The sequence below is a fragment of the Nostoc sp. CCY 9925 genome (genome assembly GCF_963920935.1).
Taxonomy (GTDB): Bacteria; Cyanobacteriota; Cyanobacteriia; order Cyanobacteriales; family Nostocaceae; genus Nostoc.
Genome location: NZ_CAWUDO010000018.1, coordinates 58568 through 75380, shown reverse-complemented (window position 1 = coordinate 75380; position 16813 = coordinate 58568). Strand labels below are relative to the sequence as shown.

The following is a 16813-nucleotide window of genomic DNA, read 5'->3' as shown; positions in this document are numbered from 1 at the left end:
GACTTAAAACATAGGGCTGTGTTCATTATCCCAACACTTGCGATCGCGCCAGTCTCTGCCAGTATGTTCGCATTCAGATGCATCATCTATCCAAGGAATTGATGTAGAGTGATATAAGTTTCCTGCGGAAGTGGACAAATTAGTAGTGAATACAGACAATAATGGCAATAAGAAGGATAAAGTTATCAAAGTAAAAATTGGTAGAGTAATTAAATATCCAATGAGTATTATGTTATTTTTAGTTGCCAAAAAACTGTAAGTTTGATTTTTTTGACTAATTTTTAAGCTTGGTTTTGAATTTGAGAAAAGCATAATACAACCCTGTTAACACTAGCTTATATAGGAATCAATTTGATTTTTTCCAAGCCAAGCTGACTCAGAGCTAGCTGTAACAGGTTTTAGCTCTCAGTAAACTTAGCAAGTTTAGATTCAAATTTCTATATAACTACGAATTTTTACGTAATAAGATTATTCAAGTTATATACTTGGATGTCAAAGGTATAAGCCAGGACTTCTTAGAAACTTTAATCTTTGAGCGCTAAAAAATACTTTTAATGAAAATTTGCTGAAGTGGTGACTATTGCCCCTGGGTAAATACTGAAAAATCGAGCGGAAGCCGTTTTGCGTCTACGATTTTCCGTTATCTGTGCGTAAGTCCTAGACATCATCCTTTGGTGCATGAAATACTCACACGGGAAGATTTTTCAGTTAGGTGCTTGGGTTGGATTAACACCGATTTGCGCTTTGCACGTTACGATATAGTTAGAATTTTTTGGGAAAGTTGTTAGAATGCATCGTTTTTCTGTTACAGAAATCCAAAATACTCATAGTGAAGTTTTAAACCAAGCTGCTATTGAGCCTGTTTTAATAACAGAAGAATCGCAACCTAGTTACGTGATTATGTCCGTCGAAAACTACGAGCAATTAATCAACCGACTTGCTCAATTGGAAGATTTAATTATAGGTCAACAAGCTCAAACTGCACTCTCTAACTCACGCATGGTTGGTACAGAAACTTTTACAGCAGAACTCAAGCGTTTGGCTGCGCTTGATGATAATACCTGATAAAATGGCAAAACTCGATGGTCTGGAAACAGTTCTTGATTTTCTCAAAGGATTACAGCCTAAAATTGCTGCTCAAATTGCCAAAAAAGTAATGTCTTTAAATATTGATTCTTTACCAGCAGATTACAAGGAATTGGCTGGTTATACAGGCCAGGTAAAATATCTTGAAAAGGGATAGTAGACCATATCGGCACCCAAGCTCCGATGGCGCTTGAGGAAAAGGGTTACGTTGACTCAATTCTGCACAATATGGCGCTAATTCGTTTTTATAAAATTCTACTTTGGTTCTTAGAAGCTCTAAATGACGGTCTTTAACAAGTTCTAGAATATGATTTTTAAGTTCTGGCGTAGTCCAAGATGTCAATTCTTCATTACTTATGACATTTACCATTGCCTTTCATCCTGGAAAAATTTCTAAGCTATACAGCATAATTCAGTAGTCATAATTGCAAATTAGAATAGGCTCTCGGTCTAGCTACCAAACCTAAATTTTGTACTTCATTAACTTGAAATCTGCTGTAATTACCTGATTATAAATGTAACTTAACCCAAGAAAATGGAGTCAGAGGGAGATGACGATTAAGGGGTGGGAAGATGGGAAGACGGGGAGAATAACTCTTAACTCTTGTACAGACAGATGCGATTAATGAGCCAGCGCGTTGCAGGAGTTCCCCCCGTTGTAGCGACTGGTGTCGGGTCTCCTAACCCATCACTCCAAATCCCTTATCCCCTTGTTTTTTCGGTCACCGATTACCACCAAACTCGATTTCCATTTTCGTCAACTCGTGCTTGGCGAATTACGTCAGAAATCTCTTCAGCATCTTTAACGTGGTGGAGTGCTTTCTTTTCGCCGTTGGGTTCATCGACAACAAAGTAAGTCGGGACTGTGATTTCATCGCCTGTAATGTCTGGTACATGATCGACAGCTAGCTGTTGAGCCTTTTCTTCAACGGATTGAGGCTCATCAGCGATTCTATCTCCCGGATTTGCAGTTAAGTTCCTTTCCTTGACATCTGGCTCTTGACGAGAATGCCGATCTTCGCTCACTGGTTGATTAATTTGATTTTCTTGTTTATTATCAGTCATGGCTTTTTCAGGTACTAATAAATGTGCGTTTACTAGTAACACTCTAGGAAATCAAAGCCATAAATAGTTCTTTCTCTAGAAAGAGTTTAAGAATAGATTTAAAAAGTACATGTCTTAAGTTAGATATTAATTCAGAGGTTATTTAGAAACCTCTGACTTCAGAAATAACTAATTTACTTCTTAGGTTGAAATGGCGTATATCTTCCACCTAATGCTTCTACGATGCTACGGGTATTTGCCTCCATCATCTTGATGTACGAATCTCCATCACTTCCTTTTGCACCAATTGAATCAGAATAAAGTTGATGTGGTGCTAATTTTACTCCTGCTTCTTGGGCAACGGTTTTAATTAAAGCTGGGTTAATTGTAGTTTCAGCAAAAATGGCAGGAACACCTATTTTTTTAACTGACTCTACCAATCGCTTGACTGTTTGAGCGCTTGGCTGTTCTTCGGTACTAATGCCAATTAAAGTACCTGCGATCGCAATTCCATAAGCACGTCCATAATATTGAAATGCATCGTGGGTTGTGATCAGTCTGCGCTTATCTGGTGGGATAGTTTGAATCTGCTGACTAATCCAGCTATGCAACTGTTTTAATTCATTAGTCAGTTGCAATGCATTTTTAGTCAATTCTTCTTTATCTTCGGGTGATAATTCAATCAAAGCATCTCGAATGGCGCTAGTCATGGCGATCGCATTTTCCGCACTACCCCAAATGTGAGGATCTGGCACAACTTCACCTTTGCCTTTGTCTAGCTGCAAAGATTTCACCGCTTCCCCCACTGCTAACTTCCGCGCCTGACCACCAGAAGCATTCATTAGCTTAATCAATCCTGGTTCCAGGTTGTAGCCGTTATACAAGATCAAGTCGGCTTCTTCCAAAAGCCTGCTGTCTGCTGGTACTGGTTCGTAAACATGCGGATCGGTACCCGGTTTGAGGATTCCACTTACTTGAATTTCCTCTCCTGCAACATCTTGTGCCAAATCAGCAATGATGGTGCTAGTTGCAACCACTCGTGGCTGGCTCTCTCCCTTGGCAGTGTTGGGATTAGAGTCTTTCTGAGTACAACTAAATAAAGCCAAAGGCACAAGCATTCCCAAACAAACCCCCAAAAGAGTTTTCTTGTTGTTCGTGTTGCTGATTACCTTGCCGTTTGGGTTACTGCCCTCTTTCTGTGGTATTAGTTTCATTTATCTCGGATATTACATCTATTTATAGATTTTTTCATATTTCTCTCATTTTTATAGTAAGCTCAAGAAATGAATATTTGAAAGCAGTTATGAAAAACGTCTCTTTTGCAGCTAAATTTCGCTTATATCCAGAAAATACACGAGAATTACACGCAAAAACGATCAAGGCTTCTGATATGAGTTCCATACCAGCAATTAACATCGCCCATTTAGGGGTATACTACCGCACACAAGAAGCCTTAAGGGACGTTAACTGTGTTGTCAAACCGGGAAGACTGACAGGTATTTTCGGCCCCAACGGTGCAGGTAAAAGTACACTGATGAAGGCAATGTTGGGCTTAGTGCCTGTAACTAGTGGCACGGCGCTGTATCAGGGTAAACCCTTAATGCAACAACTAGATCGAGTTGCCTATGTACCACAGCGTAGCCAAATTGACTGGACTTATCCCGCTACTGTTTGGGATGTAGTGATGATGGGACGGGTGAAGAAAACAGGATGGTTGCGTAGTTTCTCAGCAGTTAGTCGCCAGGTAGCCAAAAATGCTCTCGAAAGAGTTGGAATGATTGAATATTGCGATCGCCCCATTGGACAATTATCTGGAGGACAGCAGCAGCGTGTATTTTTAGCGCGTGCTTTAACCCAGCAAGCAGAAATTTTCTGTTTTGATGAACCGTTGGTAGGCATCGATCAAAAAACCCAATCGGTAATTTTTGAAGTTTTTCATGAACTCGCTGCTGATAACAAAATCGTGCTAGTAGTCAACCACGATTTAGGAGAATCAATTACCCATTTTGATGACTTAATATTACTAAATCGTGAATTAGTGGCCACAGGTTCGCGCCAACAAGTACTTACAGAACAAAATCTCAATCTTGCTTATGGCGGAAAAGTAATGTACTTTTCTGATGCGGCATAGATGGGGACTGGGGACTGGGGATTGGGGGGATGGAGAGACAAGGAGAATAACTCTTCAGTCAACAGTTATCACTCCCAATGACTAATGACTAATAACCAATGACCAATGACTAATGACTAATGACCAATGACTAATGACTAGTGACAAAATATGTTAGAAGCGTTAATTGAGCCGTTACAATACGGCTTTATGCAGCGATCGCTTGTGATTGCGATTTTAGTTGGTTTGTTGTGTGCAGTGGTTGGTAGTTACTTGATGGTGCAGCGATTAGCATTGCTGGGTGATGCAATCAGTCACTCGGTTTTGCCGGGACTAGCGATCGCTTTTATGGTGGGAGCAAATATATATATTGGGGCGTTTATTGCTGGAGTTATTAGTACAATGGCGATCGCTTGGATTAGAGTGCGATCGCCAATTAAAGAAGATGCAGCAATGGGCATAGTTTTTTCTGCATTCTTCGCCCTTGGTATCACCTTAATTACTGTTATTCAAAAAGATAACAAAATCGACCTGAATCACTTCCTATTTGGTAATATTCTCGGCGTTACTATTGATGAAGTCCGAGACACTGCTATTATTGCCGCTATTGTTTTAATAGTTGTTGTTTTAATATACAAAGAACTTTTATTTTACACCTTTGACCCATTAGGCGCTCAAGCCGCAGGTTTACCAGTTGATCGGCTTAACTTTGGATTAATGCTATTGATTGCTTTAACAATTGTCGCTAGCATGAAAGCTGTAGGTGTAATTTTAGTACTTTCGCTTTTGATTACGCCAGGAGCCACTGCTTATTTACTAGTGAAACGTCTCAACCAAGTAATGATTTTGGGTGCGGTAATTGGCATCATTTCTAGTATTAGCGGTATGTATCTCAGCTACTTTTATAATTTGCCTTCTGGCCCTGCGATCGTTTTAGTAGTTTCAGGATTATTTTTATTAGCGTTATTATTTAGTCCCAAACATGGGGTTTTGATACCAAGCGGAAGTAAAAAATAGATTTTTCCTATTGGTTATACAGCCCATAAGATGATTTAATAGCCCATTGTTCGCCAGTTCTTTCCAAATAAAGCAAATTCCCACACTGCGGTGGCCCCGCTGGACAATGGGCAGTTATTTGAATTAATGCTTGTGAAAAATCTACAGATAATCCTGGTCTACTCAAAGTATGTATGATACACCATCTATAATTGTAGTCATTGAAAATTCGATCGGACTCTTCGTTGGAAATCAGAGCGATTTGAGGATTTGTCAGAAATGGAGTTAATAAGCAAGGTTGATTGTTGATTGAAATCCAATCGTCGTAAGTCTCTTTTTTAAGATTAGGAAAACCAATAATACTCATTCCATGAATTAATATTTCTGGAATCCGCAGAAATTCCCAGGAAATATCGGGCTTCAGAGAAGTACTAGTTATAAGATAACTATTGGACATATCAACCAAGAAATCTTCTTTCCTCATTGAATGATTGATGACAGCAGAAATAACTTGTGATTCAAATGGCGATCGCATATAGCCCTAAATGAAACTTGTCCAATAATAAACAATATTTATTACTAAAATCTATGTAAGCTATTGTCAGGTAAAAAGACTATGCTGTAGGAGTTCAGCAATGCCCTTTAGTTCTACAACATATCAAGCTCAAGTAAGCGACATTCTAACCTAGATCTAATGCACTACTTTAGCTTTGACACGACAGTTAAGGATAATTGTAGTAGCGCGGCAAGCTTAATTTATTGGGTTGAGGAACGTAGCTTGCTTCCCGCAGGGTAACCCAACAAACCCCGGAAATGTTGGGTTTCACTCTGTTCAACCCAACCTTGTATCTTAGAAATAGTAGTAGACCGTCCCAACCTAGATCTAATGCACTACTTTAGCTTTGACACGACAGAGCGATTATCTTCTACAAACAGATATTTTAAATAAAGTACAAAGAACATCCACCGTAAGATAGATAATTTATTTATAGTAAATTCTAAGTTTGCCAATATTTCTATCACCACCATAGTTTTTATCAATATCAAAAGCTCTAGTATAAAGCAGCAAATAAGAATAAAATAGGATGTTAATTAGCGACTGTAGCGATTAGTGCTTCACTAGCTTAAATTTGTCGGTTATCAGGTCAGGTAAACCGAAAAGTTAAAGGAAACAAAGCCTAAACTTTTCAGTTTACTCTGCCACAGAAACTTGGCTAACTATTAGATATCGGGAAAGAATGCTTAAACGTCGCACAATATTAGCTGGCCTAACTGTGCTTGGCTTAACATTGGCCGTTAGTACAAAAGTCTATGGACAATCCACTAGCGGCCCAGAAGCTTGGGAGACTGTTTATAATGAGGCAGTTGCCGGAGCAACAACGACAGTTACAGTTACGATTTTTACCGTATTATTTAGCCTGCTAAAATTCCTCAACTTGGCAGGTTTTTGGGGCGGTTAACGTTCTGCCTCATACGCAAACAAAGAAAAAGTCTAAATCAGTTATTACGCTTTTAAATTGCATGGTCACTCGTGCTGTTAAGTGTTGAGGCTTAAGTGTCAACCTTCAACAGTCAACACGAAAAGATGTGCTGCTTTAAATGCGCGACAGCTGAGGGACTTTTGCAATTTGATTTTTTGCTAATTCCTATGCCTGCGATCGCCTTTGGCTCATCGTAGGCGATCGCTTGACTATATCTGTTACTCGTTAAGGCACTTAACGCAGATTTTCTCATAGCCAAATATTCCATAACCCGTGAGGAGTTTTTTCTATGTTCAAACCTCGCGCAATTTTGAGCGCCTCAATTGCAATTATCCTAGCGCTTGTCATCGGTACACAGATATATAAACAACCCGCCGTTGCTTCTGGAAGTGGGTGTAATCCAACCTCCAATAACCTACCTATATGTCCAAGTACAGCACCGTTAGATTCAGCTACTTTCCTTGACCCAACTGCGACAATTACCAATCCCACAAATATTAGTTTGGGCGAAAGAGTCTACGTTGCGCCATTTGCCCAGTTAAACGCCACTACTGCCCCCATTAGTATCGCTGAAGATTCTAACGTCCAAGACCAAGTGAGAATTATAGCTTCGGGAACGGGAGTGCAGATTGGGCCGCGAGTCATTATGGCACACATGGCCACCATCAAAGGTGCAGCCAAAATCGGTACTCAAGGCTCAACCGGGCCTTTTACTGACCCAGCTACCAATACTCAGTTCAGCAACACTACTCCAGAGACATTTCTCGCCTTCAACTGTGAAATAGATGGTGCAACCATAGAAGGAAACACAGTAGTCAACTTTCTCTCGCGGGTTGGCCCTGGTGTGACTTTACCAGCAGGTAAAGTCGTCCTGCCAGGTAAAAACATCACAACTAACCTCCAAGCTAGTAGCGGCAGCTTAGGGAAGGTGGCAAACCTCACACAAGCTGACGTTGCATTAATGGAAGCCATCATTGAAGTTAATGAAGCCTTTGCCAAAGGCTACACAAAATTAGCCAGAGAAAATCCGTCAAACGTAACAGGGATAAATTTCGCTCCAGTCACAGCTTTTAACCCTGGAGGTCAGCCGAAGATAGGTGGGAAGTTGACTCGCAATCCATACTTCCGTAACCGCATCATCGGCAATGTCGTTCTGAAAGATTCTTTCGAAGATCTCGACTACAAAATAGGTAATAGAATTTCGCTGCGTGCTGATGAGGGCCAACCTTTTAATGTCGGGGAAATTTTTGGTATGGCAAACGATGTTGTCTTTCATGCTTTAGAAACAAGTAGTTTGACTTTAGGTGATATTGTTGGCTACGGGCCCAGAGTTCTAGTTCATGGCGGTAGGCAGGTTATCAATGGTGTTGCTAATGGCCCTGAAACCAGGATAGGTAATTATGTAGGGCTAGCACCGAACTCCGTTATATTCCGGTCAATTATCGGCAACGAATCGGCAGTTGGGCAAAAAAGCGCAGTCTTCAATTCTACGTTGAATTCCAAAACGTATATCGGTTCTAAAGTAATCTATGCCGACAACGGCAGCATCATTACACCTGTGGAGTGGTAAGCCAATAACTTTTGCGTAATTATGAATCTGAAAATCTTGTGGGTGCAATTACAATGCCTACGATTGATTGTGCTGTTTGCTGTGATATTCGGACTGATACTAAGTGTTGATGGTAGTTCATCTATAGCTGCACAACAGGTCGCCAAACCTAGATCTATTGACATTACCTCCAACCAGCCTGAGCTAGTACAACCTCCAGTCACCGGACTTGTTTCTACATTGTCAGATGAAGTCCAAGAATTACCAGCAGAGTTAATTCGTTGGTCAACTTACTGGCAACTTTGTTGGGAACTATACCCCGAAGCTAAAGAATACGAGCTGCAAACGGTGTTGATGGAAGGCAAGTCTCCGAAATTGCAACGTCAAAGCGATCGCTGTTTTCGTATACAAGCTGCATCTAATGAAAACCAAAAATCACAAGGATTACTCAACCGCGAACTAATCTTGTTGATGCATAAGATTCAGCTTGGTTATCGAGTGCGAGCTGTCTTAGATGGCAACCGCGTCAGTGAATGGTCTCCAGTAATGGCGGTCGGTGCAACTACTGTGTCTGAATAGAGTGATCTTATTTTTACCTTGAATTAAAGTAACGTGAATTCGATGTACAGGATTTTGACCTCACCCCCAGCCCCTCTCCTACCAGGCTACGGTGTACACACAAGTCGGAAATAGTAGTCTGTGAACGAATAATTGACGAGTAAATTCTCTGTAGAGACGGCGATTTATCGCGTCTTGTGAACGTGTCAGTCTTTTAGACGCGATAAATCGCGTCTCTACATGAGGGCTTTCTGGCTTATCCCAAGCGTATTGCAATAAAACTGGATCTGACTTGTGTCTACACCGTAGCTCCTACCAGGAGAGGGAGGCTGGGTGGGTGAGGTCTGTCGAATTCAGGTTAGCGCACCCTCCCCTTACCAAGGGGAGGGTTGCGGAGGGGTGTACCTCATGTACTTGCAATCGCTGTAATTTTCTGGCGTGTAGAGACTTTAAAATACAAAGTCTCTACACGCGTTTGCTAACTCTATTGTTCAGTACTTAACAAGACTATGCTGGCAGCACTCCGGCAAACTTCAGAAAATCACTAATTGTGCGAATTTGAGCGCCATTTGGCAGTTTGACACCTAAAGAAGGGTTCCAAACTTCAAAGAAAAAATGGCGCTTGTTGATGTACGAGGATGGGTCATTCTTAATTAGACCGATGATGGTTTCAGCAACAATGCGGCTACCAACTTCCCCCAAAGAGTCCCCATTAGCGCGAACCTCGGATTCCTTGAGGACGTAATACCACGCTGGAGTCTTTTCTATGAAAGGTTCGAGAGCTTTATTCAATTCTTCTGAATTGCCTTTTTTAAGTTCCTCCACTGTCAGTAGTTTGACACCTAGCTTCTTAGCTAAACTCTGTCCGGTGGGAATGCTAAGGAAATATCCACGCAGTAGGTTGCGTTTTGCAAGGTGCTTGAGAAGTTCTCGAACAGGAGGTTGTTGATCATTGCCTTCATTAATTAGATCTGATAAAGGAAATGCAAGATGCGTGTCGATTTTTCGTGCAGAATTTCTTTGCCTTTTGGCAGCCTCTTGTTTGTCAACAAACCGATCCCACTCAATAATCCAGTTAAAAGGTAGAGTGTTGGACGGGCCAGGGCCTTCTGGTGGTTGGCTACCTAGATTACGTCTTCCCGTAAACACAAAAAGTAAAAGAAACGTTGCGTCTGTTAGCGCTCCCGGTTGATCTGTAAAATTGCGGTTGTAGTCATAAGCAGCCCGCACCATACTATGTCCAAAACGGTAAGCTGCAACAGAAAATTCCAGAGGCATGAAAACATTTCCATTGCGGGGATAGTAGAATCTCGGCCCGTAGCGGAGGATGCTATCTACTGTTCCAGTTGTAGTTACTGTTTTGAGGAAATCATTGATCACAAGCCACTGGTAGTGCCAACGAACCAGATTTTGCGATCGCACAAATAATTTTTTATTGTTTCTGGCATTATAGGGTTCATGCTTCCGCACCCAGTCCACTACTGCATTGTGGAAACGCAAAAAGGCAGTGTGGAACTGTGCCACGATTAAATTTTCGTCGTTGCGACTGTCGCCGATCGCAGCTATTCTGTTATTGCGTGGCAAGTCCCGCGATAAATCGTTTTCTGGCGGAATTTTAACTCCGGGAATTGGCTCGCCGCTAGCATTCTGTTCGGCATTTTGTCCAACTTTCAGTTTTACTGGGTCGTCTTGTTGATAAAAGTCCTTTGCTTCAGTGGGGTTTTTGGGGTCTAGAGTTGGCCCGTCACCATAAACACTGTCAAGATCAAAGGTGGGGCGACGCAGATTCTTAAGGTTATCAATTACGAAGTCGGGTGATAGAGGCGTGAAATCGTCTTTGGTAATATCAGTTTGCAGGTCTGTGACAGCCCGGTCGGTATTGGCAGTAATATCATGGTCGATAAACTGTCCCCAGTAAGTATAAACCGGAGGTATCTTTGAGTTAGCTTCCTCAGGCTCAGGGTCTTGCCTGTCAATTATTGCCTCGCCTAGCTTTTTAAGTTTGTCAATAATATCTTGGTTGTTATCTGCCGGAAGCAGGCTGTTTGGATCTCTGGCAATATCTGGGAAAAGGTAATCGAAATCTGTCTCTACATCAATTCCTGCCTCGGTCGTTGGTGGACGTAAGGCAATTCTCTTTTGCACACTCTCTTCCTTGATATATCCGCCGTGGCTAAATTCAAAAGGGAGATTTGGCATCGTTTTTTCCTTTAGTTAAATTCTTTCTTCTCTTCAAGACTGACGTGCTGTACGTCCTTAGAGCCGATTAGGTTATGTTGCAAGGAATTTTGGATATAGTATTACCTGAAGTAGGGTAGATAGCAAGCGATCGCTAAGTATGAAAAAAAGCACTTACCCTACTTTCTTGCCAGTCAGTAGATTTACACCGAGAGATTTATATTAAAATAATGACATTTCGATTATCAAAGTCATAGTACCCCTATGGGTACTATTGGAAAGCAAAAAGTCAAGGTGCTTGGGAATCATGAAGAGTTAATCCCAAGGGAATAATAAAGCAGATTCTTTTCCCGTCAGAGTCCTGATACAAAAAATTATTACTAGTTCAGTTAAGCTGAAACAGCAGTTTCATCCTCAAAAAAATGATAGCAAGTAGTCCCACGATTTTAGCCCTAGACTTTGATGGAGTGATTTGCGACGGACTAATTGAATATTTTGAGGTAGCATGGCGTACCTACTCTGAAATTTGGTCATCTGCTAACGACACACCGCCAGATGATTTAGCTTTGAGATTCTATCGCCTACGCCCTGTGATTGAAACAGGTTGGGAAATGCCTGTTTTAATCAAAGCCTTGATGAATGGAATTTCTGATGAAAAGATTCTTCATGAGTGGGTAACTATTACTCCACAAATATTGTTAGACGATAAACTACAGGCAAGAGAAATTGGCGCAAAGCTAGATAATCTGCGAGATGAATGGATTGCTACAGATTTAGACGGCTGGCTAAGTCTGCATAGATTTTATCCGGGTGTAGTCGAAAAAATTAAATTAACTGTTGCCGATGGGGTTAAGCTATATATTGTGACAACTAAAGAAGGGCGTTTTGTACAACAGTTGTTACAACAAGAAGGGGTGACTTTACCAGCAGCAGCAATTTTTGGCAAAGAAGTAAAGCGTCCCAAATACGAGATTTTACGAGAATTAAAGCAGACAGAACTAGACAAACCAGTTAGTCTTTGGTTTGTCGAAGATAGACTCAAGACTTTGCAATTAGTTAAACAGCAAACAGACCTTGAAGATGTGAAACTTTTGCTTGCAGATTGGGGCTATAATACCCAAACAGAAAGGGAATCTGCCCAACACGATCCGCGAATTCATCTGTTATCACTGTCTCAGTTTGCCAAAGATTTCTCTGCTTGGCATTGAAAAACGAAGACATATACTGTTAACTGTTGACAGTCAACAGTTAACATCCAAAATTTCACTTTCTTAATTATGACTGCTGTATGTATGGCTCATTTTTTATAACTTATTTAGGTTTAAAAATTTATGCTTGACCTGACGAAATTAGCGCGACAAATGCAGGGATTAAGTCAGCATCTTTCTTTAGAAGCTGCTGCTAGCCGCCAGCGTTTAGAATTGGCACAACAACATCTAAAAAATGCTTACGAGTCTCAACAAGATTTAATCGATCGCCAGGAGAAATGGCGCGATCGCATTCTCTTTGCTAATGCTACCCCAGTTGAGCCGCTAGAAACCTGCATTGATATCCCAGTTCCGCCAAAAATTCATACTGTCATCGCTACCGATGGTTCCCAAATTGCCCCTAACCACCACGAAATTGCTTATTGTTATCTGTTAAATATCGGCAGAGTCGTCTTGCACTACGGACAAAATCGCCATCCTCTACTCGATAGTTTGCCAGAGGTCTTTTATCGTCCGGAAGATTTATACATGTCTCGGCAATGGGGAATTCGTACTGAGGAATGGATGAGTTTTCGCCGGACTGCCTCAGAGACAACGGTTTTAGCTGAATTAGCCTGTGCAGCCAAAGCAGAAGCACCAGCGCTAGCGATGGTAGATGGTTCCTTAATATACTGGTTTTTGGAACAGTTACCGATGGATGCACGCGATCGCATTTTACCCCCTATTCTGGAAGCTTGGGAGCAAATGCGTGATGCTCAAATTCCCTTGATGGGCTATCTTAGTGCCTCCCGCAACATCGAAGGCATGAATTTTTTACGGTTGTTGGCTTGTCCCCATAAAGTCCCAGACTGTAAAACTTATTGCCCAAATCAACTAGAAAAAGTACCTTGTAAAGTTTTTGAACAGCTACGAGATACTTCTCTTTGGGCAACTCGACTCCAACCAGGACAACGCAGTACCCTATGGCGCAGTAATAATCCGATTCTTGAACTCTACGGCGACCAAATTATTTACTTTTGTTATGTCCATGTTGGCACCGAAATTGCCCGGATTGAAGTTCCGGCATGGGTAGCACAAAATACAGACTTGTTAAATCAAGCACTAGGACTGATGTTAGCGCAAGTACAAAAAGGATACGGATATCCAGTGGCGATCGCTGAAGCTCATAATCAAGCAGTGGTAAAAGGTGGAGATAAAGCGCGTTTCTTTGCCCTCCTAGAACAACAAATGATTAAAGCTGGTTTAAAAAATGTTGGAACTTCCTACAAAGAAGCCAGAAAGCGAGGAAGTATTGCATAAACTACTAGTTCACCACGCAAATATTCATAGGTGTAGATTGGGGAAAGGGTAAAGAGGAAGGGCAAGGGTTTAAAATCTTTACCCTTTTCCCCACCTTTCAAAAAGACTTTAGCAGACTACTACTCGTGCCAAGTAACTTGTTGGCCCTGATGTTTTTCTTGTGGCGTTTTATTAATTCAGTTTACGTAAAATAACACTTCTTATCTTTTATATAAAATATAAATGTTTACTTTATAGTTTTTTAGGGAAACCTATATTCAACAGAGGATTGAGTTAACACCAAGCTAGTCTATTCAATAGAAAAAAGCTATATTTTGACTCCCAATGTTAAGCTAATTACGTATTTATTCGCATATTAGTCTGAATCAGAATAGATGTTAGGCAGCCTCTAACTAGATAATATCTGACGAGGATGGTTATTCGATTTACGAAAAACGTATTGGCTTATTTGACAAATATTAAATAAGTTTTATACCTAAAAACTGATGAAACTAGCTAAATCTGAGTTGCAGCAATTGGAAGAAAAATATTCTCGATTTTTCTCACTTTCTATAGATTTACTGTGTATTGCTAGTTTTGATGGTTATTTCATGTATTTAAATCCAGTATGGACAAAAACGCTAGGTTGGTCAACACAGGAATTGCTTGCTAAACCCTTTATCGAATTTGTTCACCCTGAAGACCGAAAATCAACTATTCTAGCAGCCGGAAAAATTACACAATCTATAGATGCAACTTATTTTGAAAACCGCTATCTTTGTCAGGATGGTAGTTATAAATGGCTATCATGGAATGCAACAGCCTTCATAGAGGAAAAGTTAATTTATGCAGTAGCTCGTGATATTACTCTGAATAAAGAGAATGAAATCGCTTTCCAAAAACTTATCCGAGAATTAGAAGCTTTTAAATTTGCCTTGAATGCTCATTCATTGGTAGCTATTACTGATAAAAGAGGCAGAATCACCTATGCTAATGACCAGTTTTGTCAAGTTTCTAAATATACTAGAGAAGAACTTTTAGGACAAGACCATCGAATTATTAATTCTGGCTATCATCCAAAAGAATTCTTTGATAATTTGTGGATAACTATTAAAAAAGGCAAAATTTGGAAGGGAGAAATCAAAAATAAAGCCAAAGATGGGACTTTTTATTGGGTAGATACTCTGATTACCCCAATGTTAGACTCCGATGGAAATCCCTATCAATATGTATCAATTCGTACTGACATTACACAGCGCAAGCTTTCAGAGTTAGCTTTAGTAGAGCGATCGCGTTTATCACTTTTGAGTGCAGAAATTAGCTTAGCATTATCTCAAAGTGGTACACTTGCAGAAATTCTGCAAAACTGTACAAACACTATTTCACAATACTTGAAGATCGCCTTTGTTTGTATCTGGACTTTTGAGGGACAGACAAACCAGCCAGAATTACAAGCTGGCGTTCATTGCACAGATATTACCTGTAGTGCTTTAAACAATAGCCAAGATTTTCCCAATCACATGGTTTTAGCCAATAATATTGTTGGCTTAATGACTCAAAACCATCAAGCTATTTTTAACCAAGAATTAACAATTAATCATCCAGAATTACTACTCAATTCTGCATTCTCTATTTTTCGCTTTTCTGCCTATCCTTTAATAGTAGAGCAGCAATTAATCGGCATCATAGCTTTATTTAGCCAGCAATTGTTTAGCGAACCAACTCATAATTTGTTAAATTGGATTGCGAATAATATTGCTGTAGCTATTGACCGGATTTGGGCTAGAGAAGAACTCCTCAGCCGTCGCGAAGCATTATTACTGCGTTTAGCTAGTCAAATCCGCAGTTCTCTTGACTTAGATATCATCCTAGAAACTGCTGTTAATGAAATTCGTAGTTTATTACAGATTGACCGTTGTTACTTTATTTCTTATTCAGCGCAGTCATCCCAGCCAAGCCTGACTATTACCTCTGAAGCACGAAACCCTAACTCGCCTAATTTAGCGACGATGTTAGGTACTATTCCGCAGCAAAAAAGCGATTGTTTCACCAAAATACTTCTCTCTCAAGAGCTAATTTGTATCGACGATATTAATCGTAAACCACATCTTGATGATGATATGCAAGAGCTTTTAACTGAGTTTGGTATTACAGCTCAACTAGTGCTACCAGTTAAGAGTAATTCCGGGGAAATTGGGGCAATTGTTTGCAGTCATTGTAGTGGCGATCGCATTTGGAGTAATAGTGAAATAAGTCTCTTACAAGCTGTTTGCGACCAACTAGCCATCGCCATAGATCATGCACAACTTTATACTCAAAGTCGTTCTGCTACTTTAGCTGCTCAAACTCAAGCCGAAAAACTCACTACAACTTTGTATCAGTTGCAGCAAACTCAATCTCAACTGATCCAACATGAAAAAATGTCTAGCTTGGGACAATTAGTAGCTGGTGTTGCCCATGAAATTAATAATCCAGTTAATTTTATTCACGGCAATTTAACTTATGCTCACGAATATTTTCAAGAATTACTAACTCTCTTGCACCTCTATCAGCAACACTATCCCAACCCTGAGATAGAAATTGAAGATTTTGCTGAAAAAATTGATTTAAATTTTATTACTAGTGACCTTTATAAACTCCTATCTTCAATGGAAATGGGTACTACTCGTATCCGCGAAATTGTTTTAGGATTACGAAATTTTTCCCGCCATGATGAAGCTGAGAAAAAACAAGTTAATATTCACGAAGGAATTGATAACACTTTATTAATTTTGCATCACCGCTGGAAAAATAATGGTATTGGGCTAGATATATCTATTGTCAAAGAATATGCGGATTTGCCCTTAATTGACTGTTATCCAGGACAGCTAAATCAAGTATTTATGAATATCTTGACTAATGCGATCGATGCATTAGAAGAATTAAAAGTCCAGGGAAAAACAACAACAAAACCCCAGATTAGAATACGGACAGAAATTTTCGACCAGAATTTTGTTGTAATTCGGATTACCGATAATGGAGGCGGAATTCCAGAAGAAGTGAGAACGCGCTTATTCGATCCATTTTTCACAACTAAACCTGTTGGTAAAGGAACAGGACTAGGACTGTCAATTAGCTACCAAATTGTAGTAGAAAAACATGGTGGAATTCTCAAGTGTATATCAGAAGAGGGACAAGGTACAGAATTCTGGATTCAAATTCCAATTTAAAAGCGAATAGGGAATGGGGAGATGAGGAGTACAGAGAGAATAATAACTCTTAACTTTTAATTCCTAACTCCCTACTCCCTCTAAGAGTTTAGAATTGCTAAACCCCTACTCCCCAC

At 40.2% G+C, this 16813-nt stretch carries 15 protein-coding genes and 1 pseudogene; 10 read left to right on the top strand and 6 right to left on the bottom strand.

Features of this window, described 5'->3' with window-relative positions:
- Positions 1 to 3 precede the first annotated feature (3 nt).
- Positions 4 to 312, bottom strand: coding sequence for a hypothetical protein (locus tag ACM0OY_RS12380; protein WP_414569147.1), 309 nt, complete (start codon positions 310 to 312; stop codon positions 4 to 6).
- 477 nt (positions 313 to 789) lie between these two features.
- On the opposite strand from ACM0OY_RS12380, the gene ACM0OY_RS12375 reads away from it, so the two are divergent.
- Positions 790 to 1065, top strand: a complete 276-nt coding sequence (locus ACM0OY_RS12375; RefSeq protein WP_414569146.1) for a type II toxin-antitoxin system prevent-host-death family antitoxin — start codon at positions 790 to 792, stop codon at positions 1063 to 1065.
- A gap of 4 nt (positions 1066 to 1069) precedes the next feature.
- Positions 1070 to 1216, top strand: a pseudogene (locus ACM0OY_RS12370) (type II toxin-antitoxin system RelE/ParE family toxin); the annotation flags it as partial.
- 599 nt (positions 1217 to 1815) lie between these two features.
- On the opposite strand, the gene ACM0OY_RS12365 reads toward ACM0OY_RS12370, so the two are convergent.
- Both ACM0OY_RS12365 and ACM0OY_RS12360 read right to left on the bottom strand, forming a co-directional pair.
- Positions 1816 to 2151: a hypothetical protein gene (locus ACM0OY_RS12365; protein WP_414569145.1), complete on the bottom strand. Its 336-nt coding sequence runs from the start codon at positions 2149 to 2151 to the stop codon at positions 1816 to 1818.
- A 173-nt stretch (positions 2152 to 2324) separates the two neighbouring features.
- Positions 2325 to 3344 (bottom strand): metal ABC transporter substrate-binding protein, encoded by a 1020-nt coding sequence (locus ACM0OY_RS12360; RefSeq protein ID WP_414569144.1) that lies wholly within the window; start codon positions 3342 to 3344, stop codon positions 2325 to 2327.
- Positions 3345 to 3520: 176 nt separating this feature from the next.
- Here ACM0OY_RS12360 and ACM0OY_RS12355 point away from each other — a divergent pair, with 176 nt between their 5' ends.
- Complete coding sequence (locus ACM0OY_RS12355; protein WP_414569168.1) at positions 3521 to 4261, top strand: metal ABC transporter ATP-binding protein; 741 nt, start codon at positions 3521 to 3523, stop codon at positions 4259 to 4261.
- Between the two features lie 150 nt (positions 4262 to 4411).
- Positions 4412 to 5257: a metal ABC transporter permease gene (locus ACM0OY_RS12350; protein WP_414569143.1), complete on the top strand. Its 846-nt coding sequence runs from the start codon at positions 4412 to 4414 to the stop codon at positions 5255 to 5257.
- Positions 5258 to 5264: 7 nt separating this feature from the next.
- On the opposite strand, the gene ACM0OY_RS12345 is transcribed toward ACM0OY_RS12350, so the two are convergent.
- Positions 5265 to 5771, bottom strand: coding sequence for a hypothetical protein (locus tag ACM0OY_RS12345; RefSeq protein ID WP_414569142.1), 507 nt, complete (start codon positions 5769 to 5771; stop codon positions 5265 to 5267).
- A gap of 703 nt (positions 5772 to 6474) precedes the next feature.
- On the opposite strand from ACM0OY_RS12345, the gene ACM0OY_RS12340 reads away from it, so the two are divergent.
- Positions 6475 to 6696 carry a hypothetical protein gene (locus tag ACM0OY_RS12340; RefSeq protein WP_414569141.1) on the top strand — a complete coding sequence of 74 codons (222 nt, stop codon included), beginning with the start codon at positions 6475 to 6477 and terminating at the stop codon, positions 6694 to 6696.
- 112 nt (positions 6697 to 6808) lie between these two features.
- On the opposite strand, the gene ACM0OY_RS12335 is transcribed toward ACM0OY_RS12340, so the two are convergent.
- Positions 6809 to 6970, bottom strand: coding sequence for a hypothetical protein (locus ACM0OY_RS12335; protein ID WP_414569140.1), 162 nt, complete (start codon positions 6968 to 6970; stop codon positions 6809 to 6811).
- A gap of 36 nt (positions 6971 to 7006) precedes the next feature.
- Between ACM0OY_RS12335 and ACM0OY_RS12330 the strand changes: the two genes are divergently transcribed.
- Positions 7007 to 8287 (top strand): acetyltransferase, encoded by a 1281-nt coding sequence (locus ACM0OY_RS12330; protein WP_414569139.1) that lies wholly within the window; start codon positions 7007 to 7009, stop codon positions 8285 to 8287.
- A gap of 21 nt (positions 8288 to 8308) precedes the next feature.
- Entirely contained in the window at positions 8309 to 8845 is a 537-nt protein-coding gene (locus ACM0OY_RS12325; protein ID WP_414569138.1) for a hypothetical protein, read from the top strand.
- A 486-nt stretch (positions 8846 to 9331) separates the two neighbouring features.
- On the opposite strand, the gene ACM0OY_RS12320 is transcribed toward ACM0OY_RS12325, so the two are convergent.
- Positions 9332 to 11023 (bottom strand): peroxidase family protein, encoded by a 1692-nt coding sequence (locus ACM0OY_RS12320; protein WP_414569137.1) that lies wholly within the window; start codon positions 11021 to 11023, stop codon positions 9332 to 9334.
- A gap of 401 nt (positions 11024 to 11424) precedes the next feature.
- Between ACM0OY_RS12320 and ACM0OY_RS12315 the strand changes: the two genes are divergently transcribed.
- From ACM0OY_RS12315 to ACM0OY_RS12305, 3 genes are all read left to right on the top strand, one after another.
- A complete protein-coding gene (locus ACM0OY_RS12315) occupies positions 11425 to 12210 on the top strand; it encodes an HAD family hydrolase (protein ID WP_414569136.1) in 786 nt (261 codons plus the stop codon).
- Between the two features lie 123 nt (positions 12211 to 12333).
- The gene (locus tag ACM0OY_RS12310; RefSeq protein ID WP_414569135.1) at positions 12334 to 13509 is read left to right on the top strand and encodes a DNA double-strand break repair nuclease NurA; all 1176 of its coding nucleotides are present in this window, start codon (positions 12334 to 12336) and stop codon (positions 13507 to 13509) included.
- Between the two features lie 485 nt (positions 13510 to 13994).
- Complete coding sequence (locus ACM0OY_RS12305; protein WP_414569134.1) at positions 13995 to 16697, top strand: PAS domain S-box protein; 2703 nt, start codon at positions 13995 to 13997, stop codon at positions 16695 to 16697.
- The last annotated feature ends 116 nt before the right edge of the window (positions 16698 to 16813 follow it).

Coding starts and splice junctions, on each gene's coding strand:
- ACM0OY_RS12380 (WP_414569147.1), bottom strand. CDS start 312: ATGCTTTTCTCAAATTCAAAACCAAGCTTAAAAATTAGTCAAAAAAAT.
- ACM0OY_RS12375 (WP_414569146.1), top strand. CDS start 790: ATGCATCGTTTTTCTGTTACAGAAATCCAAAATACTCATAGTGAAGTT.
- ACM0OY_RS12365 (WP_414569145.1), bottom strand. CDS start 2,151: ATGACTGATAATAAACAAGAAAATCAAATTAATCAACCAGTGAGCGAA.
- ACM0OY_RS12360 (WP_414569144.1), bottom strand. CDS start 3,344: ATGAAACTAATACCACAGAAAGAGGGCAGTAACCCAAACGGCAAGGTA.
- ACM0OY_RS12355 (WP_414569168.1), top strand. CDS start 3,521: ATGAGTTCCATACCAGCAATTAACATCGCCCATTTAGGGGTATACTAC.
- ACM0OY_RS12350 (WP_414569143.1), top strand. CDS start 4,412: ATGTTAGAAGCGTTAATTGAGCCGTTACAATACGGCTTTATGCAGCGA.
- ACM0OY_RS12345 (WP_414569142.1), bottom strand. CDS start 5,771: ATGCGATCGCCATTTGAATCACAAGTTATTTCTGCTGTCATCAATCAT.
- ACM0OY_RS12340 (WP_414569141.1), top strand. CDS start 6,475: ATGCTTAAACGTCGCACAATATTAGCTGGCCTAACTGTGCTTGGCTTA.
- ACM0OY_RS12335 (WP_414569140.1), bottom strand. CDS start 6,970: ATGAGAAAATCTGCGTTAAGTGCCTTAACGAGTAACAGATATAGTCAA.
- ACM0OY_RS12330 (WP_414569139.1), top strand. CDS start 7,007: ATGTTCAAACCTCGCGCAATTTTGAGCGCCTCAATTGCAATTATCCTA.
- ACM0OY_RS12325 (WP_414569138.1), top strand. CDS start 8,309: ATGAATCTGAAAATCTTGTGGGTGCAATTACAATGCCTACGATTGATT.
- ACM0OY_RS12320 (WP_414569137.1), bottom strand. CDS start 11,023: ATGCCAAATCTCCCTTTTGAATTTAGCCACGGCGGATATATCAAGGAA.
- ACM0OY_RS12315 (WP_414569136.1), top strand. CDS start 11,425: ATGATAGCAAGTAGTCCCACGATTTTAGCCCTAGACTTTGATGGAGTG.
- ACM0OY_RS12310 (WP_414569135.1), top strand. CDS start 12,334: ATGCTTGACCTGACGAAATTAGCGCGACAAATGCAGGGATTAAGTCAG.
- ACM0OY_RS12305 (WP_414569134.1), top strand. CDS start 13,995: ATGAAACTAGCTAAATCTGAGTTGCAGCAATTGGAAGAAAAATATTCT.